Genomic DNA, 24,033 nt, shown 5'->3' with positions numbered 1-24,033 from the left:
CCGCGCCGAGCGCCCTGCCCGCGGAGGTGGGCGTTACGCCGGGTCGACGCCGTGGCTGCGCAGCCAGGAGAGCGGGTCGATCGCCGAGCCGCCCGCGGGGCGCACCTCGAAGTGCAGGTGCGGGCCGGTGGAGTTGCCGGAATTGCCGGAGCGCGCGATGGGGTCCCCGGCCTTGACCGTCGTCCCCGAGGCGACCGTGTACGTGGAGAGGTGGCAGTACCACGTCTCCGTACCGTCCTTGGCGGTCACGATCATCATGTTGCCGTAGGCACTGTTCCACTGCGTGCGCACGGTGCCGTCGGTCGCGGCCATCACGGTCGTGCCGTACGAGACGGGGAAGTCGATGCCGGTGTGCAGGGACATCCAGTTGATGCCCGACTGGCCGTAGTAGGCGCTCAGTCCGTGCTGCGCGACCGGCAGGGCGAACTTCGGGCGCAGCCGCTCCTTGCGGGCCGCCTCCTCCGCCGCCCGCTTGCGCTCGGCGGCCTGCTGGGCCTTGAGGTCGATGCGCTCCTGCGTACGGCTGGCCCGGTCGGCGAAGTCGTCGGCGCCGGCGGCGAGGCTCTGCAGCTGGGTGTCGAGCTTGTTGTTGGCCGCGGCCGGCTTCACCGGCTGCGCGTCCGCCGCGGTGGTCTGCGCCTCAGCGGCGCTGTCCTCGGTGAGGCTGCCGACGGAGGCGGCCGCGATCCCGGCCACACCCATCACACACGCCGAGGGCACCGCGATGGTCATCAGCGCCGAGCGCTTGGGCGGCGTACGGCGGCGGGAGCGGGAGCCGGCGCGCGAGGCCGCCCGGGAAGCGGGGGGCGCGACCTCTTCCTGACCGTCCAGGAGCGGGGCGACGGTGGGCAGTTCGCCGGTGGTGGCCTGCTCGTGGGCGTCCCCCGCGGGGTCGTGGTAGCCGGCCCCGGCGGATTCGTCGTAGGCGACCTGCTCGAACGTCGCGGTCTGCTGCTGCTCGAAGGTGGCCGTCTCGTGCTGCTCGAAGGTTTCGCCGTGCTGCTCGTAGGCGTCCGGGGCGGGCGCGGCGGTGCCGTCGGAGTTCCACTGCGTGGCGTCGAAGGCGCCCGTGTCGAAAGCCTGCGTGCCCCATTCCCACTGCTGGGTCCGGTCGGCCGGGTTGCCGGACTGGTCCGGCTGGAGCCAGGCTCCGGACTCCCACTGGCCGGTGCCGTCGGGGGACGCGGCCTGCGGCGGGATGGCCGACAGCGGCTGCTGCTCGGCGTGCCAGGAGGTCGTGTCGTAGACGCCGGTGTCGTAGGCGGCGTGGTGCTGGGCCGCGTACGCGTCGTAGTGCGGGTTCTCGTGCGGACCCGTGGGCCAGTGGCCGGTGTCGTACGTGCCCGTGTCCTGGCCGCTGCCCGGCATGTCGCCGAAGAGGGGGTCCGTGGCGAAGCTCGCGGTGGCGTGGCCGGTGGCGTCGAAGCCGGTGCCGTCCGTGCCGGTGGGATCAAAACCGGTGGCGGCGTACTCGCCGTACGTGGTGAAGTCGCCGTACTGGACTTCCTGGGTGCCGTACGACGCGTAGTGCGCCGAGGCGGCGTCGGAAGCCGCAGCCGGGGCCATGGTCCCCGACGGGTGACGGTCGTTCACCAACTTCTCTTTCGCCTCGACAACAGGGGCTGCCAGAGCAGTGCGGCGACTGTACCCGGCGGTACGCGGGCACGACAATCTTCGGCAGGTTTCGCGCGCGCAGGAAACGGGCATTCGGCCGTGTTTTGGCGGACTGCGGGCGCAGGCTTGGCCCTGTGTTCGAAGTTTGTTCGAGGCTGTGGAGTGATGCGGGGCTGTGTGTCATCTGTATGACGAGTCCGCGCGCCGCGTGTGACGGCCGCGGGCCGACTGTCGCCCGACCGTGTGGTGCCACGACCGTCGGGCGGCACTCCGTCACGCCACCGTGAGCCCCCCGGCGTGCCCGGTGGACGGTTCACCCGGGCGGGCCGTGTCGAGAACCTGCCGTATGCCGTTGGCGATGGCGGGGTGGACGGGCAGGGCGAGATGGCCGATGCCGGTGACCCGCACGTTCTCGGCCGTCAGATCCGGATGGTCGATGCAGGCCGACTCCAGCGGATCCATCACGTGGTCGAGGTCGCTCCAGAAGCTCACGAAGTGCGTACGGCAGCCCGGGGCGGGCCGAGTGAGCTCTTCGAGCACCGGCGAGCCGGGGCGCATCTGGCGCACGATGGGGTGCGCGTCGGCCAGGGGCGCCACCCGGGTGCCCGAGTGCGGCGTGCCGAGGGTCACCAGGGTCCGCACGCGCGTGTCGCCGCCGAGCCGCTGCACGTAGTAACGGGCTATCAGGCCGCCCAGGCTGTGTCCGACGACGTCCACCCGCTGGGCGCCGGTGCGTTCGCAGATCTCCTCGATGTGCCGGCCGAGCCGCTCGGCCGCGGCCCGTATGTCGCAGGTCAGCGGTGAGTAGTTGAGGGACTCGATCTGCTGCCTGCCGTGCTGGGCGAGGCTGCGGCGCAGCAGGACGAAGACCGAGCGGTTGTCGATGAAGCCGTGCAGCAGCACGACCGGGGGCTTGGCCTCCGTCGGCAGCTGGGCGGCGCCGTCGGCCGGCAGGGCCGGGGCGGGGACGCGCCGCTCCTGCGCGACGCCGGAGGGATAGAGCAGGAGGTGCCCGGCCAGGATCGCGATCTCCAGGGCGGTGGCCTTCAGCAGCGCCATGGAGAGTCCCGCCGGCCGGTTCGGCAGCAGACGCCGGCAGAACGGAAGAAAGGGCAGAGCCGCCCCGGTGACCTTCATGGCCGACCTCCTGTCGGCACGCGGGAGGACGGCATCGCCCCCCGTGTGCACTCGTGGAAAGCAGCAGCGAAGACGGCCGACGACGACCGCGCGGGCGGCGTGAACCGCGTGAGCTGCGAGGGGTGAGCGCGGCATGTGGCGTGTGTAGCGACGCCGGTGGTGCGGCGGGGTCCCCGGTCGGTGCGGTGACGTGGCTCCCCGCTGAGGCGGCGGGGCTCCTGGTCGGTGCGGTGTCGCGGCTCTCCGCTGGTGCGCCGTGCGTGCCCTGTGTGTCCTGCGTGCGCTGCGTGCCCTGCGTGCCCTGCGTGCTGTGCGTGCGGTGCTTGCCCGGTGTGCCGTCGCCGAAGTGACGTGCCGCCGCTGTGCGTGGTGGGTGGCGCGGCGGTGCGGTGGCCTCCTCGCGGCTCCCCTTGCGCTTGTCCCACCGTGTGATTTCCCCCTCGGTCAGCACCGCGAAACTGCCGGGTGCGGGATGCTGGAGATAACGTTCGTTCACTTCCCCGGGCGGTTCGGGGCGCGTCCGGGGCACGGTGACGTGTACGGCGTGCCGGATGTGTGCGGTACTTGTCCGTACGGATGGATGTAGTCGCTTCATGGAGGCAGTGATGGGTGTGGCAGCCGGTCCGATCCGCGTGGTGGTGGCCAAGCCGGGGCTCGACGGCCACGATCGCGGGGCCAAGGTGATCGCGCGGGCCCTGCGCGACGCCGGTATGGAGGTCATCTACACCGGCCTCCACCAGACTCCCGAGCAGATCGTCGACACGGCGATCCAGGAGGACGCCGACGCGATCGGGCTGTCCATCCTCTCCGGCGCGCACAACACGCTCTTCGCCGCGGTGATCGACCTGCTCCGGGAGCGGGACGCTGCGGACATCCTGGTCTTCGGCGGCGGGATCATCCCCGAGGCGGACATCGCCCCGCTGAAGGAGAAGGGTGTCGCGGAGATCTTCACGCCCGGTGCGACGACGCAGTCGATCGTCGACTGGGTCCGGGCGAACGTACAGCAGCCGGCTGCCTCCGGCGGCTGAACCGACCCGGCCGGGGCCCGGGCCGGTGCGGCCTCGGCCCGGGCGGGTGTCCTCGCGGGCCTTACGGGCGTGATCTGGGCCGGGGCGGGAGTGACCTTGGTCCGGGAGGGCGTGACGATCCGGGCGGGTGCGGCCGTGGCTCGGGCTGGGGTGGTCGCGGTCAGGGCGGGCGTGGCCGTGGCTCGGACTGGGTTGGTCGCGGTCCGGGCGAGCGTGGTCGCGGCTCGGACGGGGGTGGTCGTGGCTCGCGTCGGTGTGGCCGTGGCCCGGGCCGGAGTGGCCGCGAGTCGTACTGGCGTGATGGTGGCCCCGGTCCGCGAGGTGTTGCTCTACGCCGGAGTGCCGCTCTCCGGCCCGCCCAGTTCCTCGATCATCGCCGCGCGCAGGCGCAAGGTCGTGACCAGGCGCTGGAAGGCCTCCGCCCAGTAGCCGCCCGCCCCGGGAGACGCGTCCTCCGGCTCGTCCGGTACGGCCAGCAGGGCGTCGAGACGGCCGGACTCCGACGGATGGAGGCAGCGCTCGGCCAGCCCCATGACTCCGCTGAAACTCCATGGATAACTCCCCGCGTCCCGCGCGATGTTCAGCGCGTCCACCACGGCACGGCCGAGCGGCGGGGCCCACGGCACCGCACACACGCCGAGCAGCTGGAAGGCTTCCGACAGGCCGTGCGTCGCGATGAAGCCGGCCACCCACTCGGCCCGTTCGGCGGCGCCCAGCGTGCCGAGCAGCTTGGCCCGTTCGGCCAGGGACACCGCGCCCGGACCGCCCGCCTCCGGTGCCGAGGGCTCGCCGAGCAGCGCCCGCGACCACTCGGCGTCCTGCTGGCGGACCGCCGCCCGGCACCACGCCGCGTGCAGCTCGCTCTGCCAGTCGTCCGCCACCGGCAGCGCCACGATCTCCCGGGGCGTCCGGCCGCCGAGCCGTCGTGACCATGTCCCGAGCGGTGCCGCCTCCACCAACTGACCGAACCACCACGAGCGTTCGCCCCGTTCCGCCGGGGCCTTCGGCACGACGCCGTCGCGCTCCATCTCCGCGTCGCACTCGTGCGGAGCCTCGACGGCTATCGAGGGGGTGGGGGGCGTCCCCGCCGTGCGGCTGCTCCGCGTGTGGTCGATGGCCACGCACGCCGCGGCCCTGACCGCCATCCGCGCGGCGAGCGCCGAACCGGGCAGGGCTGACAGCAGTTCCGCCGCCGTCGCCCGGACGTTGCGGCTGCGGTCGCTCAGGGCCTGTTCCAGGAACGGCTCGTCGTCCGGGCTCAGGCCCGTGCGCAGGGAGTCGAGGAACATCAGCCGGTCCTCGGCCCGCTCCGTCGCCCAGGTCGTGGCGAGCAGTTCGCGCGCCGCGGCCGGTTCGCGGGAGCGCAGGGCGGACAGCAGGGCGACCCGCTCGGCGAACAGGCCCTCCTGCCACACCTGGCGCGTCCGGTCGTCGTCCGCGGCCGGCGGCGGGGCCGCTCCGCCGCCGGGAGCCGCGCGCAGGGCGAACCGCCACTCCGGGTTCAGCCGGGCCAGCCACAGAGCCCGGGGTCCCGCGAACTCCAGGGCCGCCGGGCGCAGGTCCGTGCGGCCGCGGGCCGCGTCCAGCAGCGCCGGCAGCACCTGCGGGGGCGGGGCGAAACCGCGGGCGTTCGCCGCCGCCAGCCACTGGGGCAGCAACTCCATCAGGTCGGGTGCGGTGCCGCGGCGGCCGCCGCCGGACGCGCCGGGCCGGTCGGCCAGCAGCATCGCGAGTCTGCGGGCGGCAGCGGCGGGCAGCGGCGGACGCTCGTCCTCCGGGGCCGGTCGCGGACGCTGTGCCGCGCGCGCCGGACGCAGACCGGCCCGCCGCCGTACGGTCTCCACGGCCGCCGCGTCCAGCAGGGCCACCGGCGCGTCCCGCCCGGGCGTGGTGCCCGGTGGGGTGCGCCGGTCCGTGCCCAGCAGTGCCGTGGTGACGAGCCCCTCCCAGCCGCCCGTGACGGGCGCGTCCACAGGAGCGGAGGTCCTGGTCATGCGCTTCCTTTCCGCGGGACGCCCGGAGTCGGTTGAAGGCTCGCCCTTACCGGTTGTCCCGTGATGCCTGAAAGATTCGTGAATCGCTGAGAAGGGTGGGTCCGGCCGCTGTCGCACAAGCCGGGCGGCCGCCGTCGGTTCAGCACAGGGACACGGCGCCACCCGAGCCCTCGGGCCAGGCCGTCAGCGGGCTGAAGCCCTGGTGGCCGCACTCGCCGAACACCGTGACCGGGGCGCCGCCCGAGAGGGCGACGAGCCGCCACAGGCCGGGCCGGGACCGCGCGGCCGGGGTCAGCGGCAGCGCCGCGTCCTCGTCGGCGTCCGCCAGCTGCCAGGAGTCGCCGTCGGGGGCCGGCACGACCCGGCCCAGCGTCACCGGGACGGACTCCAGCCACGGGTCGTCGCGCAGGGCGTCGCCGTAACGGGCGGCCGCCTCCGAGGTCGTCACGCCCGGCGGGCGTATCTCCGCCGGTGCGGGAGGTGCGAACTGTTCGCCCAGCGCCACCCGCAGTTGCCCGGTGCCCGGGTAGGGGGCCACTTCGGCCTCCAGGGACAGCCCGACGGGCAGCGCCAGCTCGGGGGCGCGGCCGGCGGCACCGTAGGAGAGGAGCAGCGCCGTGCGCTGTGAGTCGGCGCCGTACAGCCAGATCCGGCGGGTCGTCAGGCGGGAGTCCGCCGAGTCGTACTGGGCCAGCACCAGCCAGCGGTCCCGCACCGGCTTGCCGTCCGCCGGGGCCGGCAGGCCCACGCGGGAGCGGACCGTGGCGGCGAGGCCGTCCGGGAGGCGCTCGCGGCGCAGCCAGCCCTGGTCGAGCAGATGCAGCAGCGCGCATTCCTCCAGCAGCCGCACCGGCCAGCCGGGTCCCGTGGACGGGATCGCCCCCAGCTCCCGCACCCGGGCGGCGAGGCCCTGCGCCTGGGCGTCGACCATACGGGCCGCCGTCTCCTCCCAGAGGCCGTAGCCGGACTGCTCCGCCGTCGCGAGGCCGCCGCGCAGCAGGTCCGCCAGCCGCTGCTCCAGCTCCAGCGCGCCCGCCGTGACCCGCTCGGCCCGCCGCTCCGCCCGGCGCCGCGCCGCCTCCGGATCAGCTGACCCGGACGGCGGCTCCTGCCCGCTCTTCTTCTCCTCCGCGCGCCTGCGGCGGCCCGCTGTCCACTGCTCCGCCCACTGAGGCGCCTCCCCCCGCGGCACCGCCGCGTCGTCGCCCGCCCAGAGCAGCAGCAGCCCCAGCGCGTGCTTGCACGGGAACTTGCGGCTCGGACAACTGCACTTGTACGCGGGCCCGGAGGCGTCCGCGATGTCGACGACCGTCTGATACGGCTTGCTCCCGCTGCCCTTGCACAGCCCCCACACCGTCCCCTCGTCGGAACAGCCGGCCTCGGACCACGGTCCCGCCGCGCCGAGTTTGCTTCCCGCTTTGCGTGACGCGGCGTCAGGCGCCAAGGCCAGCACCTGGTCCGCAGTCCAGCGCACCCCCTGCTGAGTCATGCCATCGAAGGTAGATCCCACCACTGACAATCGGTTCGGCGAGCGGCCCCGGCGCGGTATTTCCGCAGGTCGGAACGGATTGTCAGTGGTGTGGTGCAACGTTGGTGCCAGATCCGAACCGGCCGAGCTGGAGGGGGCCTCAGCCATGTCTGTGTCCGTTGAACCGACGCCCGTGGAACCGAAGCAGGGGGAGCCGTCCGAGGCGTTGCGGCCGCATGCCGAGGATGCCTTCGCCGACGAACTCGCCGCCATCGCCGCCCAGGACGACCGCCCGCGCCCGGCCCGCTGGAAGCTGTCGCCATGGGCCGTCGCGACGTACCTGCTCGGGGGCGTCCTGCCGGACGGCACGGTGATCACGCCGAAGTACGTCGGTCCGCGCCGCATCGTCGAGGTCGCCGTCACGACCCTCGCCACCGACCGCGCCCTGCTCCTGCTCGGCGTGCCCGGCACGGCCAAGACGTGGGTGTCCGAGCACCTGGCCGCCGCGGTCAGCGGCGACTCCACACTGCTGGTGCAGGGCACCGCCGGCACGCCCGAGGAGGCCATCCGCTACGGCTGGAACTACGCGCAGCTGCTCGCCCACGGCCCGAGCCGCGACGCCCTCGTGCCCAGCCCGGTCATGCGCGCCATGGCCGAGGGCATGACGGCGCGCGTCGAGGAGCTGACACGCATCCCGGCCGACGTCCAGGACACGCTCATCACGATCCTGTCGGAGAAGACGCTGCCGATACCAGAGCTGGGCCAGGAGGTGCAGGCGGTCCGTGGCTTCAACCTGATCGCCACGGCCAACGACCGCGACCGCGGGGTCAACGACCTGTCCAGCGCCCTGCGCCGCCGCTTCAACACGGTGGTGCTGCCGCTGCCGGAGACCCCCGAGGCCGAGGTCGACATCGTCGCGCGCCGCGTGGACCAGATCGGCCGCTCCCTGGAGCTGCCGCCCGCGCCCGACGGGCTCGACGAGATCCGCCGGGTCGTCACGGTCTTCCGTGAGCTGCGCGACGGTGTGACGACCGACGGCCGCACGAAGCTCAAGTCGCCCAGCGGCACGCTGTCCACGGCCGAGGCGATCTCCGTCGTCACCAACGGACTGGCGCTGGCCGCCCACTTCGGCGACGGAGTGCTGCGGGCCGGCGACGTCGCCGCGGGCATCCTCGGCGCGGTGGTCCGCGACCCGGCGGCCGACCGCGTGATCTGGCAGGAGTACCTGGAGACGGTCGTCCGCGAACGCGACGGCTGGAAGGACTTCTACCGGGCCTGCCGCGAGGTGAGCGGGTGAGTCACGAGGGGGCCGGGAACCGGCCGGGGGACGAACCAGGGCGGGAACGAACACGGACGGGGACGGGGACGGACAGGGGATGGGAGGGAATCAAGTGACGGCTGTGGAACGGCCCGTGGGCCGGGGCGCCGGGGCGGGGCCGGTGCTGCTCGGGGTGCGGCATCACGGGCCGGGATCGGCGCGGGCCGTACGCGCGGCGCTGGAGGAGACCGGGCCGGCGGTCGTGCTGATCGAGGGACCGCCCGAGGCGGACGCCTTGATCCCGCTCGCCGCCGACGCGGAGATGCGGCCGCCTGTCGCCCTGCTCGCCCATGCCGTGGACGAGCCCGGTCGGTCGGCCTTCTGGCCGCTGGCCGAGTTCTCGCCGGAGTGGGTCGCCCTCCGCTGGGCCCTGGAGCACGGCGTTCCGGCCCGCTTCATCGACCTGCCGGCCACGCACACCCTCGCCTGGGAGAGGCGTGAGGACGAGGAGGGACCGCAGGGCGAGTCCCCGGTGGACGCCGAGCCCACGGCGACGGAGGGCGGCGGCGGTGCCCCAGCCACCGCCCCGGGCGCCGCCCCCGACTCCGAGCCCGACGGCGCTGCCGAGGTACGGATCGACCCGCTCGGCGTGCTCGCCGACGCCGCCGGATACGACGACCCGGAGCGGTGGTGGGAGGACGTCGTCGAGCACCGCGGCGCCGGGCAGGGGGACGCCCTCGCGCCGTTCACCGCACTGGAGGAGGCCATGGCCGCGCTGCGGGAGACCTACGGCAGTGGTGGCCACGCCCGGGACCTGGTCCGGGAGGCGTACATGCGGCTCCAGCTGCGGTCCGCGCAGCGGGAGTTCGAGGACGGCGTGGCCGTCGTCTGCGGCGCCTGGCACGTACCCGCCCTGCGGCAGAGGACCACCGTTGCCGCCGACAAAGCGCTGCTGAAGGGCCTGCCCAAGGTCAAGACGGACATGACCTGGGTCCCGTGGACCCATCGCAGGCTGTCCCGGGTCAGCGGCTACGGGGCCGGCATCGACTCGCCGGGCTGGTACGGCCACCTGTTCAGCGCCCCCGACCGGCCCGTCGAGCGGTGGATGACCAAGGTGGCGGGGCTGCTGCGGGCCGAGGACCGGATCGTCTCCTCCGCGCACGTCATCGAGGCGGTGCGGCTGGCCGAGACGCTCGCCGCGATGCGCGGCCGTCCGCTCCCGGGTCTGAGCGAGTCGACCGACGCGGTGCGGGCGGTGATGTGCGAGGGCTCGGACGTGCCGCTGGCCCTGGTACACGACCGGCTGGTCGTGGGTGACGTCCTGGGAGAGGTGCCGTCGACGGCCCCGGCGGTCCCGCTGCAGCGGGATCTCACGCGGCTGCAGCGCCGGCTGCGGCTGAAGCCGGAGGCGCTGGAGCGGGAGCTGGAGCTCGACCTGCGCAAGGAGAACGACGCCGCACGCAGCAGGCTGCTGCACCGGCTGCGGCTGCTCGGCATCGCGTGGGGCGAACCGGCCGCCTCACGGGGCAGCACCGGCACGTTCCGGGAGACGTGGCGGCTGCGCTGGGAACCGGAGCTGTCCGTGCGGGTGGCCGAGGCGGGCGTGTGGGGGACGACCGTGCTGTCCGCCGCGACCGCCAAGGCCGAGGCGGACGCCGTCACCGCGAACGGTCTCGCCGACGTCACCGCGCTCGCCGAGCGCTGCCTGCTGGCCGAACTGCCCGGCGCGCTGCCGACGGTGATGCGGATCCTCGCCGACCGGGCGGCCCTCGACGCCGACGTCGGCCATCTCGCCCAGGCACTGCCCGCCCTGGTCCGCTCGCTGCGCTACGGCGACGTCCGCGGCACCGACACCGGGGCCCTCGGCGAGGTCGCCGCGGGGCTGGCCGAGCGGGTCTTCGTCGGCCTGCCCCCGGCCTGCGCGGCGCTCGACGCCGACGCGGCGGAGGAGATGCGGCGCCACGTGGACGCGGTGCACGGGGCCGTCGGGCTCCTGGGCGACGCGCCGGCAACCGGACGCGGTCACCTCAGACCCCGCTGGCAGTCGGTGCTGCGGGTGCTGTCGGGGCGGGACACCGTGCCGGGGGTGATCCGGGGCCGGGCCGTGCGGCTGCTGCTGGACGACGGGGAGCTGGCGCAGGACGAGGCGGCGCGGCTCATGGGGCTCGTCCTGTCGCCGGGCACGCCGCCCGCGGACGCGGCCGCCTGGATCGAGGGCTTCGTCGGCGGCGGCTCCGGCGGCGGCATGCTCCTGGTCCACGACGAGCGGCTGCTCGGGCTGGTCGACACGTGGCTGACCGGTGTGCCGGCGGAGGCGTTCACGGACGTGCTGCCGCTGCTGCGGCGGACGTTCTCCGCATACGAGCCCGGGGTGCGCCGGACCCTCGGAGAACTGGTGCGGCGAGGTCCGGCCGCACAGGGAGCCGCGACGGCAGCCGGCTCCGCGATACCCGGCTTCGCGGCGGAACTCGACACCGTGCGCGCGGACGCCGTCCTGCCGGTCGTGCGGCTGCTGCTCGGCCTCGACGACATGGATACGCGGAACGACCTGGTGGGGGTGGAGAGATGACGACCGACGGACGGCGAGCGCCGACCCCGAGAGCGGCCGGGGCGAACACCGCCGGAAGGGGACCGGGCACGGAAGGCCGGCCCTTGACGACCGTGCCGGTGATCCCCCTGTGGGAACGGCCGCGCGGGGGAGGACACGGATGACGGCCGAGGGGACGCCCATGACGGCCGAGGGGACGCGGGCGACGGCCGAGGTGACGGATCCGGCGCAGGAACGGCTGCGGCGCTGGCGGCTCGTGCTCGGGGGAGACGCGGCGGACGGCACCGGGTGCGCGCTGTCCGGCCAGGACGCGGCGATGGACGGAGCGCTCACCGCCCTCTACGGCCGCAAGGACGCCAAGGGACAGGGAGGCCGGGACCGTTCGGCGGGGCTCGGGGCGTCGGCGCCGTCCGTGGCGCGCTGGCTGGGCGACATCCGGACGTATTTCCCGTCCTCCGTCGTCCAGGTCATGCAGCGCGACGCCATCGACCGGCTCGGTCTCGCCACGCTTCTGCTGGAGCCCGAGATGCTGGAGGCGGTGGAGGCCGACGTGCACCTGGTCGGCACGCTGCTCTCGCTCAACAAGGCGATGCCCGAGACGACGAAGGAGACGGCACGGGCCGTCGTGCGCAAGGTCGTCGAGGACCTGGAGAAGCGGCTCGCCACCCGCACCCGGGCCACCCTGACGGGCGCGCTCGACCGCAGCGCCCGGATCAGCCGGCCGCGCCACCACGACATCGACTGGAACCGCACGATCGCGGCCAACCTCAAGCACTACCTGCCCGAGTACCGCACGATCGTGCCGGAGCGGCTCATCGGCTACGGGCGGGCGACCCAGTCCACGAAGAAGGAGGTCATCCTCTGTATCGATCAGTCGGGATCCATGGCGGCGTCGGTCGTGTACGCATCGGTGTTCGGAGCGGTGCTCGCCTCGATGCGGACGATCTCCACGCGACTCGTCGTCTTCGACACGGCGGTCGTCGACCTCACGGACCAGCTCGACGACCCGGTGGACGTCCTGTTCGGTACGCAGCTGGGCGGCGGCACCGACATCAACCGGGCGCTGGCCTACTGCCAGTCGCAGATCACCCGGCCCGCGGAGACGGTCGTCGTACTGATCAGTGACCTCTACGAAGGGGGCATCCGCAACGAGATGCTCAAGCGGGTCTCGGCGATGAAGGCCTCGGGGGTGCAGTTCGTGACGCTGCTGGCGCTCTCGGACGAGGGGGCACCGGCCTACGACCGGGAACACGCGGCCGCGCTGGCGGCGTTGGGGGCACCGGCGTTCGCCTGTACGCCCGATCTGTTCCCGGAGGTGATGGCGGCGGCGATCGAGAAGCGGCCGCTGCCGATACCGGACGCGGCCTGAGGGAGGGCCAGGCCCGGGGGCCGCGTCGCGCGGGAGCCGGTCGGACGACGCCATGCCGACCCGTCGTCGTCCGACCCGGCCCGGTAAACCGGACATGACGGTCCATCTGCCGGCAAGGGCTTGCATGACCTCCGCACTCCCGTGCGAGGATCGGCGCCTGCTCGGCGGTGCGTCGCGCCACTACCGGGTGGACATCGCGTTGTGCCGACCCGTAGCCCGTAGCCCGTAGCCCGTTGCCCTTGATGCGTGATGCGTTCCGCGCGCTTGTTCCGTCGCACGGAGGAAGTCTCACTCTTGACCTGGTCAGCAGCCCTGTCCGGTGCCGCGTCGCGCGTGCTGCGCACGGCGGCCGGACGGCGTGCGCTCCACGTGGCGCTGATGCTGGGCGGGTTGCTGGTGATCGGGCTGCTGTGCGGGCAGCGGGCCGACGCGGCGGACGGCGGCACGACCGGGCAGGCCGCCGGGTCCTTGATCCGACAGGACGCGCAGGCCGGGGCGGTACCGGGCGCTCCGCTGGAGTCCATGCGGGGTGTTCAGCCGGTGTCCGCGCGGGGAGTTCCGCCGGTGTCCCCGCGGGGCGTTCCGCCGGTGCCCGGGGATGGGAACGTGCTCGGGGCGGGGGCGGGGGCGGTGGGGGAGCGGCCGCGGGTTCCGGGCCGTCCGTACGTCTCTCCGGCGGTGCACGAGGCACCGGTGGTCCCGGAATCGCCGGTGGCTTCGACCTCGACTGCGGCGCCGTCCCGACAGGAGGCGCCGGCCGAACGGAACCGCCCGGTCACGTCGCCTGTCTCCGAGGCGCCGCTGCTTTCCTGGTCTCCCGCCCCGGTGTCCCTCCCCGAGCTCCCGGTGCTGTCGGCCGGGTCAGCCCTCCCCGGGACGTCGCCGCTGCCGGCGCTGCCCGACCGCCCCGGTCTGCCCGGGGCTCCCCTGCCGGGCCTGCCCGAGCTGCCCGGGGCGCTGCCGCACGTCCCCGACCTACCGGTTGATGACATCGCGCTCCCGGAAATCCCCGGCTTGCCCGAGGCGCCGAACTTCCCTGAGCCGCCGGGCCTCCCCGCACCTCCGAACTTCCCTGAGCCGCCGGGCCTCCCCGCACCTCCGAACTTGCCTGAGAAGCCGAGCCTCCCCGAGCCGCCGAGCCTCCCCGAGCCGCCGAGCCTCCCCGAGCCGCCGGGCCTGCCCGAGTCTCCCGGCCTCCCTGAGGCCCCCGGTGACTTGGTTCTGCCCGGCGATCTGGTCCTGCCCGGCGATCTGGTCCTGCCCAGCGATGTGGTCCTGCCCGGTGACCGGGTCCCGCCCGGCGACCTCGTCCTCCCCGGGCAGCTTCTCCCCGCGCTGATCAGTGAGACCCCCGAGGCAGGCGCGGCCGCTGTACCCCCGGTCGCCGTGCCCTCGGTCGGCGTAGCGCACTCCGTCGGGTGGCCGGTCGTGGCCGAGTCGCGTCGTGCCGGCGACCACTGTTCCGTCAGGTCGGCCCACGCGGACCACCGCCCCCGACACGTCGACGGCCACCCGGGGCGCAGCCACGACCACCCGGGGCACCCTCCGGCCGACCAGGCCCCTGCCGAGCGGCCCGACGGCACGGCCGGCAGCCGTTCCTCGGCTGACAGCGGGACGCCGCGGCACGGTGACGCGCACGCCGTCACGCCGAGCCGGCGGGCCCCGCTGAGGCTCGCACCCGGTACCGCGGCCCGTGATGAGGCGACCGGTACGCGGGACGGCCGTGGGGACGTTCCGCTCTTCCCCGGCTAGCGGGCCAGGCCTGCGGTCCCGGTCCCGGTCCCCTTCCGTCAACCTCGCTCCCGCCCGCGTATCGCGGGCCGCGTAACGCAGGGCGCAGGCCCGGGGAGGCCGAGCATCCCGAGTGGAAGAGTGCCGCCCGCCACCGCCACTCCCCGTGCCGCTGCCGCAGCCACACCACTGCCACACCGTTGCCGCTGCCACTGCCACTGCCACTGCCACGCCACGAAGCCTCCACGAGGCATCCCCCCCGGCCGGTCGAAAGCCGTCGGCTCTCCGGGGGCCGAGGTCTCGTGGGAAGGGGCGGCCGGTTCCCCCCGGGGTGGGGACCGGTCGCCCCGCACCCCGACGGGAGCAAGGGCCGCAGCAGGCCCTCCACGCTCCCCCGGAGGTGTCCGCGGGCCTCACCGGGTGAACCCCAGCCCGGTGAGGCCCCTCACCCCCGGCACGCCGTGCCAGAGAGCGCGGCATCATGTGACAGGTATCACCGCTCAGGTGTGACCCTCGATTTAGAGGCCCCCCGGAAGCAGCGATAACCTGCGAGACGGACATGCCGCGCGCTCGGACACCGTGTGCGCCTCCCTTGTGACAGACAGCGGACGTCACGTTGCCCTCGCGGCACGCCCACGCAGACAACGAACCGCGAGATCACTGATAGGGACGGAAGCGCGTGGACCTGTTCGAGTACCAGGCGAGGGACCTCTTCGCCAAGCACGATGTACCGGTGCTGGCCGGTGAAGTCATCGACACGCCTGAGGCGGCCCGCGCAGCCACCGAGCGCCTCGGTGGCAAGTCCGTCGTCAAGGCCCAGGTGAAGGTCGGCGGCCGCGGCAAGGCCGGCGGCGTCAAGCTCGCCGCCACCCCCGACGAGGCGGTCGAGCACGCGACCAACATCCTCGGCATGGACATCAAGGGCCACACGGTCCACAAGGTGATGATCGCCGAGACGGCCCCGGAGATCGTGGAGGAGTACTACGTCTCCTTCCTCCTGGACCGTGCCAACCGCACCTTCCTCTCCATCGCGTCCGTCGAGGGCGGCATGGAGATCGAGGAGGTGGCGGCCACCCGCCCCGAGGCCGTCGCCAAGACGCCGATCGACGCCAACGAGGGCGTGACCGAGGAGAAGGCCCGCGAGATCGTCGCGGCCGCCAAGTTCCCGGCCGAGGTCGCCGACAAGGTCGTCAACGTCCTGGTCAAGCTGTGGGACACCTTCATCAAGGAGGACGCCCTCCTGGTCGAGGTCAACCCGCTGGCCAAGGTCGCCTCCGGTGACGTCATCGCCCTGGACGGCAAGGTCTCCCTGGACGAGAACGCCGAGTTCCGCCAGCCGGAGCACGAGGCCCTCCAGGACAAGGACGCGGCCAACCCGCTCGAGGCCGCCGCCAAGGCCAAGAACCTCAACTACGTCAAGCTCGACGGCGAGGTCGGCATCATCGGCAACGGCGCGGGTCTCGTCATGAGCACCCTGGACGTCGTCGCGTACGCCGGTGAGAAGCACGGTGGCGTCAAGCCCGCCAACTTCCTCGACATCGGTGGTGGCGCCTCCGCCGCCGTCATGGCCAACGGCCTGGAGATCATCCTCGGCGACCCGGACGTCAAGTCCGTGTTCGTCAACGTCTTCGGTGGCATCACCGCCTGCGACGAGGTCGCCAACGGCATCGTCCAGGCGCTGCAGCTGCTCAAGGACAAGGGCGAGGACGTCAACAAGCCGCTCGTCGTCCGTCTGGACGGCAACAACGCCGAGCTGGGTCGCAAGATCCTCTCCGACGCCAACCACCCGCTGGTCCAGCGCGTGGACACCATGGACGGCGCGGCCGACAAGGCCGCCGAGCTCGCGGCTGCTGCGAAGTAAGGGACGAGGGACTACACAGCCATGGCTATCTTCCTCAACAAGGACAGCAAGGTCATCGTCCAGGGCATGACCGGTGCCACGGGCATGAAGCACACCAAGCTCATGCTGGCCGACGGCACGAACATCGTCGGTGGCGTGAACCCGCGCAAGGCCGGCACGACCGTCGACGTCGACGGCACCGAGATCCCGGTCTTCGGCACGGTCGCCGAGGCGATCGAGAAGACGGGCGCGAACGTATCCGTCCTCTTCGTCCCGCCGGCCTTCGCCAAGGCCGCCGTCGTCGAGGCCATCGACGCCGAGATCCCGCTCGCGGTCGTCATCACCGAGGGCATCGCCGTCCACGACTCGGCCGCGTTCTACGCCTACGCCGTGTCCAAGGGCAACAAGACCCGGATCATCGGCCCGAACTGCCCCGGTCTCATCACCCCGGGCCAGTCCAACGCCGGCATCATCCCGGGCGACATCACCAAGCCGGGCCGCATCGGCCTGGTCTCGAAGTCCGGCACGCTGACGTACCAGATGATGTACGAGCTGCGGGACATCGGCTTCTCCTCCGCCGTCGGCATCGGTGGCGACCCGGTCATCGGCACCACCCACATCGACGCGCTCGCCGCGTTCGAGGCCGACCCCGACACCGACCTGATCGTCATGATCGGTGAGATCGGCGGCGACGCCGAGGAGCGGGCCGCGGCCTTCATCAAGGAGAACGTGAAGAAGCCGGTCGTCGGCTACGTCGCGGGCTTCACCGCGCCCGAGGGCAAGACCATGGGCCACGCCGGCGCCATCGTCTCCGGTTCCTCCGGCACGGCCGCCGCGAAGAAGGAGGCCCTCGAGGCCGCCGGCGTCAAGGTCGGCAAGACGCCGACCGAGACGGCCAAGCTGGCGCGCGAGATCCTCGCCGGCTGACACCGCCGTCCCGGCTCCGGCCGACAGTGGGCCCGCTCCCCGTCCGGGGGCGGGCCCACCGCCGTTCCGCCACCGCCGTTCCGCCACCGCCGTTCCGCCACCGGCGTTCCGCCACCGCCGTTCCGCCACCGGCGGTCCGCCACCGGCGGTCCGCCACCGGCGTTCCGCCGCCGCTGGGCGGCGTCGCCGTTTCGTCAGCGTGGTTGTGGAAGCAGTCGTTCCGGTCCCTTCTGGGTCTGCTTGCGCAGCTTCGACCGCAGCTCGCGCTCCGACTCCGACAGCGGCCCGGGCGCGACCGGGGGCGGCACGCCCTGGACCGTCTCGCCCTGCGGTACGGGCGGCTCGTAGTGCGTGGGGGCCGTACGGAGGGTGAGGGCCGTGGAGCCGATCAGGGCGACGGTGAAGGCGATGGCGGCGCGGGTCCAGAAGCGGGCCCGGCGTTCTCCGGCCTTCCGCACCACCTGCGGCTTGGCGGCGCGCAGCCGCTCGGTGGAGGCGAGTTCGACCAGCCGCCAGTGCAGCGTCTCGGGATCCGCCAGTTCCGGCAGCCGTTCGGCGACCGTCTCCCGCGCGTGCACCAGCCGGTTCACGGCCGCGCGCGTGCTGGCCTCCGTCTCCGCGGCCGTCTCCGGCAGGCCGAGTCCCACGCCGTCGTGGAGCAGGAGTGTGCGGCGGTACGACGGCGGGAGCTTCAGCAGGGTGTTCATCAGCGCGCGGTCGAGGGGATCCGAGGGCGGCGGCTCGGGGTGCCGGTAGCGGGGGCGGAGCCGCTGCCAGGGGGAGAGCGCGCACTCGTACGCCAGCGCGCGCACCCAGCTCGCCGGATCGCGGTCCCGGGCCACCTCGGGCCAGCGCTGCCAGGCGTTCTGGAACGCGCGTTCGACCGACTCCCGGGCCAGCTCGCGGCTCCCGGTCAGCAGGTAGGTCTGCCGGACGAGTGCGGGGGCGCAGAAGGCGTAGAGCGCGTCGAAGGCCTGGTCGGGGGTGAGCGCGGTGGTGGCGTCGTCCGGCAGATACGACCGCGTCGGGCGGGCGGCGGGGGCGGAGCGCCGATCGAGGGTCGGCACATGCCCACGGTCGACGACCGTGTGGTGACCTCGGCCGGAGAAGGACGAGTGGCCCGGGTCGGGAGGGGGTGAGTGGGGGCGTTCGGGGGCGGGTCCCCGGGACCGGTCCGTGGCCGTGGCGCGACCGTGGCCCGGGTCGGACGCGGTGGCGCGGCGCCTGTCCTTGGTGGAGACCCGGCCCCGGTCGGCCCCGTCGGCGGCGGAGGCGCGCTTGCGGCCCGAGCGGCCCGGGGTGGAGGTCCGGCCGCGTCCGCCCGGCTGGACCGTCCGGGTGACGTGAGAGGGCTGCGCCGCCGCCACCGTCCGCGACTCGCGGTCGGGCTGAGGAGCCGTCACTTCGGTTTCCTCGCACAGTGCGTCGAGCACTCTCGCGTACTTCTCCCCTTTCCGGCCGCGCGGCGTCGAGCGGCCGGTCTCCCAGCCGCGCACCGTCTCGCTGGTCACGCCCACCCGGGAGGCCAGTTGAGCCCGCGTCAGAGAGGCGGCCTCACGCAGGCGTCGGCGCTCCTTGGGCGGGGGGAGCGGCATGGCAGGGCCCTGAGTCACAGCATGCCCCTCCGTGCAGAAAAGTACATAAACGTATATTGAGCGACACAGCGGTGGTTCGCCTGTTACGACGGGAAAGCGCGTGTCGTTGGGAGCATGGCGGGCGTGACCGAGATGACCGCTCGCCGACGTCCCTCGCCGCCCCTGCTCACGCGGGTGCGCGACCGTTCGCCCGGACTGGTCGGCGGGCTGATGGGTGGTGCGGTCGCGGCCGGTCTGGGACTGGCGTCGTTCGCCGTGCTCGTGACGTTGCTGTGGATCAGTTCGCCGTACCCCGACAGCGGTCCCGGCGGCGCGCTGCACATCGCGGCGGCCCTGTGGCTGCTGGCTCACGGAGCCGAACTGGTCCGTGCCGACACGCTCTCCGGCGCCGCCGCCCCCATGGGCGTCCCGCCGCTGCTGCTGCTCGTCGTGCCCGTGTACCTGGTGCACCGCGCGGCGCGGGATGCCACGGACGGCGGGGCGGGGGGCGGGGACGACGCCGATGACGAGTACGGCGTCGTCGAGGTGGGCGCGGAGCCTCCCCTCGTCCCGGCCGGCACCGCCTGGGCCGGGGTCGTCCTCGGCTACCTCGCCGTCGCCGCGCCCGCCGCCCTGTACGCGGCCGGCGGTGTGCTGCGCCCGTCGTGGGTGTCGGCGGGCGTGTGCGTGCCGGTGGTGGCCGTCGTGGCGGCGGGGCTGGGGGTGTGGTCGGCGTACGGCCGTCCGGGCGGGCCGCTGCGGCGGTTGCTCGGGGCGCTGCCTGGGGGAGTGCGGCCGCTGCTGCTCGCGCCGGACGGACGCCCCGGGGTCGCCGCCCGGGCCGCGGCGGCCGGGCTGGCCGTGCTGCTCGGGGGCGGTGCGCTGCTGGTGGCGGTGTCGCTGGTCGGGCACGGGGGCGCGGCCCAGTCGTCGTTGCTCCGGCTGACCGAGGGCTGGTCGGGGCGGTTCGCGGTGCTGCTGCTGTGCGTGGCTCTGGTGCCGAACGCGGCGGTGTGGGGGGCCGCTTACGCACTCGGGCCCGGGTTCGCCCTCGGCGCCGGGCACGCCGTCGGGCCGTTGTCCTCCGCGCCGGCGCCGTCCCTGCCGCCGTTTCCGCTGCTGGCCGCGGTGCCGGAGGCGGGGGCGGGGACGCCGGTGCACTGGGCGGCCGGTGCGGTGCCGCTGGTCGCCGGGGTGATGGTGGGCAGGTGGGTGGCGAAGGCCGCGGCCGCGGCGGAGCGGGGCGGGACGAGGCCGGGGGGCCGGCCGGCGGTGGTCTGGTCGGCGGGGCGCACCGCCCGTGCGGCCGGTGTGGCGGCCGTACTGTGCGCCGCTGTGCTGGCGGGTCTCGCCGCGCTGGCGGGCGGCCCGCTCGGCGTGTCCGTGCTGACCCGTTTCGGGCCGGTGTGGTGGCAGGTCGGCGCGGCGGCACTGGCATGGCTGGCACTGGCGGCGATCCCGACGGCGCTGGCCGTACGGTCCCGGCGGTGCCGGCCGCCGCGTGACGAGGAGCCGAGGATCGGCCGCCAGCGGGACGACACCGCCGAGGACGAGAAGGGCCCCCGGGCCGGACGCCTGTGGAAGAGGTCGCGCCGGACCGGACGCCCTCTCGCCGACCGGACGGGCACCGACGCGGCCGGGGACCTCCCGGGCCCGGGAACCGCGCTACCGGCCGGGCGGCGAGCAGTCGCCGACGGCGGGAAGGCGGCGTGGGACGACGACGAGGACCTGGGCACGATGTGGCCGACGCCCGGCACCCTCGGCGGCGACCTGGACCCGTTCGCGTCGGACGACGGTTGGGACTCGGCTTGGCCGAGCGGAACCCCCGCGAAGCGGGACGGTGCGAGCGGTGCCCCCAGCCGCGGCGCGGACCCGTTCGCGTCGGACGACGGCTGGGACTCGGCCGGGCCGAGCGGGACCCGCGTCGAGCGCGACAGCCAGCCGGTGGACAGAGGTCCCGGGGCGGCAGATGGGGCCTGAGGGGCCGGGCGGGACAGCGGGGCGCTCGGATCACGCGCCGCGCGGGACGGCTGGGCGACCGGCCCCCGAGGTGGGGAGCACGGCAATGGCGCCCCCGAATCGGACGACGGTCCGCCGCCCGGCCCCCGAGGCCAGGGGCGCGGTGACGGCGGCTTCGTGTCCTACGACGGTTCGCCGCCCGGCCACCCAGGACGGTCCGCCGCCCGGGGCGGAAGCCCTTCGGACGTTCGGGTGGGGCGGGGTCAGCCGTCCGTGCCCAGGACTCCGCGGAGTTCGTCGGGCAGGAGCTGGGAGCAGGACTGCTTCGCCTCGTTGGTCAGGGCGTCGTTCATGCACGTGTAGTAGTCGCGGTAGACCAACTGCGCCGTGAAGGACGCGGCGACCAGGACGATGGCCAGGGACGCCGTCACCAGGCCGCTCACCGCCGCCGTCGTCTGCGGGCGCCCCTGCTGCTCGGGGGCCGGGGAGTCCGGGTCAGACCTGCGGGGCTTGGCGCGCAGGGAGCTGATGGCCCAGTACAGGGCCAGCGCGCCCAGCAGCAGCGCCACGTACGGCCAGCTGAACAGGGCGAAGAAGAACGCCCACATGCCCGACAGCAGGGCGTAGCGCGCGCGGCGCTGGGCCGGGTCGGTCGGGTCCCAGCGCATGTTCGAGCCGCCGCCCTGCGGGCCGCCCTGGCCTTCGGGGCCGCCGCCGCGCGGTCGGTCGCCGAAGCCGCCGGGGGAGCGGCCGGGCTGCCGGTCGCTCCACTGACTGCCCCACGGCGAACGGTCACGCTCCCCGCCGTCCTGCGCCCCGTCACCGGAGGGGCGCCGCGGCTGCCAGGGCCGGTCCGGCGTGCCCTCGGGCGGTGGCGCGAAGGGGTTGTCCTCCTGGGAGCCGCGCTCCCGCCCGCCCCGGTCGCCGCCGTCCGACGGCGCCTCGGGCGGTGAGCCGGGGCGCTCCCGCAGCAGCACGGCGCCGCGCTCCCCTCCCTGTGGCGACAGCTGGGGGAACGTGAGGAGTCGCAGGCTGCGGTCCGGCATCAAGTGAGCGTCTTCCCGTTGGTGAGTAGGACTGGCTGGACAGGACGGGGCGGTGTCGGATCCGGGTCCGTCACCTCCTGAACGCTCCGCGCCCGGACGGCGTTCCCGGAGCCGGCCCCGCCCAGACGCTACCTTCCGGCCATGCCCCCGTCCCGTGGGGGCCGTCCGGTGTGCCGGTATCGTTGCTGACGGTCGGCCGGTTCGTAGGCTTCCCCGTATCCGGGGGCCCGAAGCATTCGTATGAATGCACAAACGCCACGAGGCGGGCCGCCCGGACAGACGCTCCCCCGAGAAAGGCCCACCACCGTGGCCGCCAAGCCCGTGGCCCCGCGCGCCAAGCGCCTCGTCGTGCTGGTCTCCGGATCCGGCACCAACCTCCAAGCGCTGCTCGACGAGATCGCCGCCACCGGCACGCAGGAGTACGGGGCCGAGATCGTGGCCGTCGGCGCCGACCGCGAGGGCATCGAAGGGCTGGCCCGCGCCGAGCGTGCCGGGCTGCCGACCTTCGTGCGCAAGGTCAGGGACTACGGCAGCCGCGAGGAGTGGGACGCCGCGCTCGCCGAGGCCGTCGCCGCCTTCGAGCCCGACCTGGTCGTCTCCGCCGGGTTCATGAAGATCGTCGGCAAGGAGTTCCTCGCCCGGTTCGGCGGGCGGTTCGTGAACACCCACCCCGCCCTGCTGCCCAGTTTCCCGGGGGCCCACGGCGTACGGGACGCGCTCGCGTACGGCGCCAAGGTCACCGGCTGCACCGTCCACTTCGTCGACGACGGCGTCGACACCGGGCCGATCATCGCGCAGGGCGTGGTGGAGGTCCGGGACGAGGACGACGAGAGCGCTCTGCACGAGCGCATCAAGGAAGTCGAGCGAAGGCTGCTCGTCGAGGTCGTGGGGCGGATCGCCCGCAACGGCTATCGCATTGAGGGACGAAAGGTAGTTATCCAGTGACCGCCGAGAGCAACAAGCGGCCCCTTCGCCGGGCGCTCGTCAGCGTCTACGACAAGACCGGTCTCGAGGACCTCGCGCGCGGGCTCCACGAGGCCGGGGTCGAGCTCGTCTCCACGGGTTCCACCGCCGCGAAGATCGCCGCTGCCGGCGTCCCCGTCACCAAGGTCGAGGAGCTCACCGGCTTCCCCGAGTGCCTGGACGGCCGCGTGAAGACGCTGCACCCGCGCGTGCACGCGGGCATCCTCGCCGACCTGCGCCTGGAGGACCACCAGCGGCAGCTCGCCGAGCTGGGCGTGGAGCCGTTCGACCTCGTCGTCGTCAACCTCTACCCGTTCCGCGAGACCGTCGCCTCCGGCGCCTCGCCCGACGAGTGCGTGGAGCAGATCGACATCGGCGGCCCCTCGATGGTCCGCGCCGCCGCCAAGAACCACCCCTCGGTCGCGGTCGTCACCAGCCCGGCCCGTTACGCCGACGTCCTGTCCGCCGTGCAGAACGGCGGCTTCGACCTCGCCACGCGCAAGCGGCTCGCCGCCGAGGCCTTCCAGCACACGGCGGCCTACGACGTCGCCGTCGCCTCCTGGTTCGCCTCCTCCTACGCGCCCGTCGACGAGTCGCAGTTCCCCGACTTCCTCGGCGCCACCTGGGAGCGCGGGCACACCCTGCGCTACGGCGAGAACCCGCACCAGCCGGCCGCGCTCTACGTCTCCCCGGAGGGCGGCGGCCTCGCCCAGGCCGAGCAGCTGCACGGCAAGGAGATGTCGTACAACAACTACACGGACACGGACGCCGCCCGCCGTGCCGCGTACGACCACGCCGAGCCCTGCGTCGCGATCATCAAGCACGCCAACCCCTGCGGCATCGCCGTCGGCGCGGACGTCGCCGAGGCGCACCGCAAGGCCCACGCCTGCGACCCGCTGTCGGCGTTCGGCGGTGTGATCGCGGTCAACCGCCCGGTCAGCAAGGAGATGGCCGAGCAGGTCGCGGAGATCTTCACCGAGGTCATCGTCGCGCCGGACTACGAGGAGGGGGCCCTGGAGGCCCTCACCAAGAAGAAGAACATCCGCGTGCTGCGCTGCCCCGACGGCCCGGCCGCCCCCGTCGAGGTCAAGCCGATCGACGGCGGCGCGCTGCTGCAGGTCACCGACCGGCTCCAGGCCGAGGGCGACGACCCGGCCCACTGGACGCTGGCGACCGGCGAGGCGCTGAGCGAGGCCGAGCTGGCCGAACTGGCCTTCGCCTGGAAGGCCTGCCGCGCGGTGAAGTCCAACGCGATCCTGCTCGCCAAGGACGGCGCCTCGGTCGGCGTCGGCATGGGGCAGGTCAACCGCGTCGACTCCGCGAAGCTGGCCGTCGAGCGGGCCGGTGCCGAGCGCGCGGCGGGTTCGTACGCCGCGTCCGACGCCTTCTTCCCCTTCCCGGACGGCCTGGAGATCCTCACCGCGGCCGGCGTGAAGGCCGTGGTCCAGCCCGGCGGTTCGGTCCGCGACGAGCTCGTCGTCGAGGCCGCGAAGAAGGCCGGCGTCACGATGTACTTCACGGGGACGCGGCACTTCTTCCACTGACCCGGGACGGTTCGACGGAGCGGTCGGACCGCA

The 24,033-nt window shown here is 73.9% G+C and carries 16 protein-coding genes; 10 read left to right on the top strand and 6 right to left on the bottom strand.

From position 1 onward, the window contains the following. Nucleotides 1-33: 33 nt before the first annotated feature. Together ACIGAQ_RS18465 and ACIGAQ_RS18460 are read right to left on the bottom strand one after the other, a co-directional pair. Entirely contained in the window at nt 34-1,593 is a 1,560-nt protein-coding gene (locus ACIGAQ_RS18465) for a peptidoglycan DD-metalloendopeptidase family protein (protein ID WP_311680219.1), read from the bottom strand. Nucleotides 1,594-1,887: 294 nt separating this feature from the next. Beyond that, the gene (locus tag ACIGAQ_RS18460; RefSeq protein WP_399783987.1) at nt 1,888-2,751 is read right to left on the bottom strand and encodes an esterase/lipase family protein; all 864 of its coding nucleotides are present in this window, start codon (nt 2,749-2,751) and stop codon (nt 1,888-1,890) included. 605 nt (nt 2,752-3,356) lie between these two features. On the opposite strand from ACIGAQ_RS18460, the gene ACIGAQ_RS18455 reads away from it, so the two are divergent. Continuing rightward, nucleotides 3,357-3,779 (top strand): cobalamin B12-binding domain-containing protein, encoded by a 423-nt coding sequence (locus tag ACIGAQ_RS18455; RefSeq protein WP_311680215.1) that lies wholly within the window; start codon nt 3,357-3,359, stop codon nt 3,777-3,779. A 329-nt stretch (nt 3,780-4,108) separates the two neighbouring features. On the opposite strand, the gene ACIGAQ_RS18450 is transcribed toward ACIGAQ_RS18455, so the two are convergent. Both ACIGAQ_RS18450 and ACIGAQ_RS18445 read right to left on the bottom strand, forming a co-directional pair. Continuing rightward, nucleotides 4,109-5,773 (bottom strand): DUF5691 domain-containing protein, encoded by a 1,665-nt coding sequence (locus ACIGAQ_RS18450; protein WP_399783984.1) that lies wholly within the window; start codon nt 5,771-5,773, stop codon nt 4,109-4,111. A 139-nt stretch (nt 5,774-5,912) separates the two neighbouring features. Continuing rightward, nucleotides 5,913-7,262 carry an SWIM zinc finger family protein gene (locus ACIGAQ_RS18445; RefSeq protein ID WP_399783982.1) on the bottom strand — a complete coding sequence of 450 codons (1,350 nt, stop codon included), beginning with the start codon at nt 7,260-7,262 and terminating at the stop codon, nt 5,913-5,915. Between the two features lie 145 nt (nt 7,263-7,407). On the opposite strand from ACIGAQ_RS18445, the gene ACIGAQ_RS18440 reads away from it, so the two are divergent. From ACIGAQ_RS18440 to sucD, 6 genes are all read left to right on the top strand, one after another. After that, nucleotides 7,408-8,538: an AAA family ATPase gene (locus ACIGAQ_RS18440; RefSeq protein WP_399783979.1), complete on the top strand. Its 1,131-nt coding sequence runs from the start codon at nt 7,408-7,410 to the stop codon at nt 8,536-8,538. A gap of 79 nt (nt 8,539-8,617) precedes the next feature. Next, entirely contained in the window at nt 8,618-11,068 is a 2,451-nt protein-coding gene (locus tag ACIGAQ_RS18435; protein WP_399783976.1) for a DUF5682 family protein, read from the top strand. Between the two features lie 139 nt (nt 11,069-11,207). Continuing rightward, complete coding sequence (locus ACIGAQ_RS18430; protein WP_399783973.1) at nt 11,208-12,416, top strand: VWA domain-containing protein; 1,209 nt, start codon at nt 11,208-11,210, stop codon at nt 12,414-12,416. A gap of 1,104 nt (nt 12,417-13,520) precedes the next feature. Further along, complete coding sequence (locus ACIGAQ_RS18425; RefSeq protein WP_399783971.1) at nt 13,521-14,168, top strand: hypothetical protein; 648 nt, start codon at nt 13,521-13,523, stop codon at nt 14,166-14,168. Nucleotides 14,169-14,826: 658 nt separating this feature from the next. After that, the gene (gene sucC, locus ACIGAQ_RS18420; protein WP_311680203.1) at nt 14,827-16,008 is read left to right on the top strand and encodes an ADP-forming succinate--CoA ligase subunit beta; all 1,182 of its coding nucleotides are present in this window, start codon (nt 14,827-14,829) and stop codon (nt 16,006-16,008) included. A 21-nt stretch (nt 16,009-16,029) separates the two neighbouring features. Further along, the gene (sucD, locus tag ACIGAQ_RS18415; RefSeq protein WP_094054536.1) at nt 16,030-16,914 is read left to right on the top strand and encodes a succinate--CoA ligase subunit alpha; all 885 of its coding nucleotides are present in this window, start codon (nt 16,030-16,032) and stop codon (nt 16,912-16,914) included. Between the two features lie 194 nt (nt 16,915-17,108). Here the strand turns inward: sucD and ACIGAQ_RS18410 are convergent, their stop codons facing one another. Next, entirely contained in the window at nt 17,109-18,509 is a 1,401-nt protein-coding gene (locus tag ACIGAQ_RS18410) for a helix-turn-helix domain-containing protein (RefSeq protein WP_399783966.1), read from the bottom strand. Between the two features lie 114 nt (nt 18,510-18,623). Here ACIGAQ_RS18410 and ACIGAQ_RS18405 point away from each other — a divergent pair, with 114 nt between their 5' ends. After that, nucleotides 18,624-20,468, top strand: coding sequence for a DUF6350 family protein (locus ACIGAQ_RS18405; RefSeq protein WP_399783964.1), 1,845 nt, complete (start codon nt 18,624-18,626; stop codon nt 20,466-20,468). A gap of 242 nt (nt 20,469-20,710) precedes the next feature. Here the strand turns inward: ACIGAQ_RS18405 and ACIGAQ_RS18400 are convergent, their stop codons facing one another. After that, nucleotides 20,711-21,493, bottom strand: coding sequence for a hypothetical protein (locus ACIGAQ_RS18400; protein WP_362277171.1), 783 nt, complete (start codon nt 21,491-21,493; stop codon nt 20,711-20,713). A gap of 306 nt (nt 21,494-21,799) precedes the next feature. On the opposite strand from ACIGAQ_RS18400, the gene purN reads away from it, so the two are divergent. Both purN and purH read left to right on the top strand, forming a co-directional pair. Then, nucleotides 21,800-22,438, top strand: coding sequence for a phosphoribosylglycinamide formyltransferase (purN, locus tag ACIGAQ_RS18395; protein WP_311680194.1), 639 nt, complete (start codon nt 21,800-21,802; stop codon nt 22,436-22,438). After that, nucleotides 22,435-24,000 carry a bifunctional phosphoribosylaminoimidazolecarboxamide formyltransferase/IMP cyclohydrolase gene (gene purH, locus ACIGAQ_RS18390; RefSeq protein ID WP_311680192.1) on the top strand — a complete coding sequence of 522 codons (1,566 nt, stop codon included), beginning with the start codon at nt 22,435-22,437 and terminating at the stop codon, nt 23,998-24,000. Before purN ends, purH begins: the two co-directional genes overlap by 4 nt. Nucleotides 24,001-24,033: the final 33 nt, after the last annotated feature.

Source organism: Streptomyces sp. NPDC085932 (genome assembly GCF_044540525.1).
In the GTDB taxonomy this organism is placed as follows: domain Bacteria; phylum Actinomycetota; class Actinomycetes; order Streptomycetales; family Streptomycetaceae; genus Streptomyces; species Streptomyces levis.
The sequence above is the reverse complement of the archived record's forward strand: the minus strand, read 5'-3'. Positions and strand labels throughout refer to the sequence as shown.

What these genes read in the sequence shown, in the direction of transcription:
- ACIGAQ_RS18460 (WP_399783987.1), bottom strand. Translation starts at nt 2,751, where the DNA reads ATGAAGGTCACCGGGGCGGCTCTGCCCTTTCTTCCGTTCTGCCGGCGT.
- ACIGAQ_RS18455 (WP_311680215.1), top strand. Translation starts at nt 3,357, where the DNA reads ATGGGTGTGGCAGCCGGTCCGATCCGCGTGGTGGTGGCCAAGCCGGGG.
- ACIGAQ_RS18450 (WP_399783984.1), bottom strand. Translation starts at nt 5,773, where the DNA reads ATGACCAGGACCTCCGCTCCTGTGGACGCGCCCGTCACGGGCGGCTGG.
- ACIGAQ_RS18445 (WP_399783982.1), bottom strand. Translation starts at nt 7,262, where the DNA reads ATGACTCAGCAGGGGGTGCGCTGGACTGCGGACCAGGTGCTGGCCTTG.
- ACIGAQ_RS18440 (WP_399783979.1), top strand. Translation starts at nt 7,408, where the DNA reads ATGTCTGTGTCCGTTGAACCGACGCCCGTGGAACCGAAGCAGGGGGAG.
- ACIGAQ_RS18435 (WP_399783976.1), top strand. Translation starts at nt 8,618, where the DNA reads ATGGGAGGGAATCAAGTGACGGCTGTGGAACGGCCCGTGGGCCGGGGC.
- ACIGAQ_RS18430 (WP_399783973.1), top strand. Translation starts at nt 11,208, where the DNA reads ATGACGGCCGAGGGGACGCCCATGACGGCCGAGGGGACGCGGGCGACG.
- sucD (WP_094054536.1), top strand. Translation starts at nt 16,030, where the DNA reads ATGGCTATCTTCCTCAACAAGGACAGCAAGGTCATCGTCCAGGGCATG.
- ACIGAQ_RS18410 (WP_399783966.1), bottom strand. Translation starts at nt 18,509, where the DNA reads ATGCCGCTCCCCCCGCCCAAGGAGCGCCGACGCCTGCGTGAGGCCGCC.
- ACIGAQ_RS18405 (WP_399783964.1), top strand. Translation starts at nt 18,624, where the DNA reads ATGGCGGGCGTGACCGAGATGACCGCTCGCCGACGTCCCTCGCCGCCC.
- ACIGAQ_RS18400 (WP_362277171.1), bottom strand. Translation starts at nt 21,493, where the DNA reads ATGCCGGACCGCAGCCTGCGACTCCTCACGTTCCCCCAGCTGTCGCCA.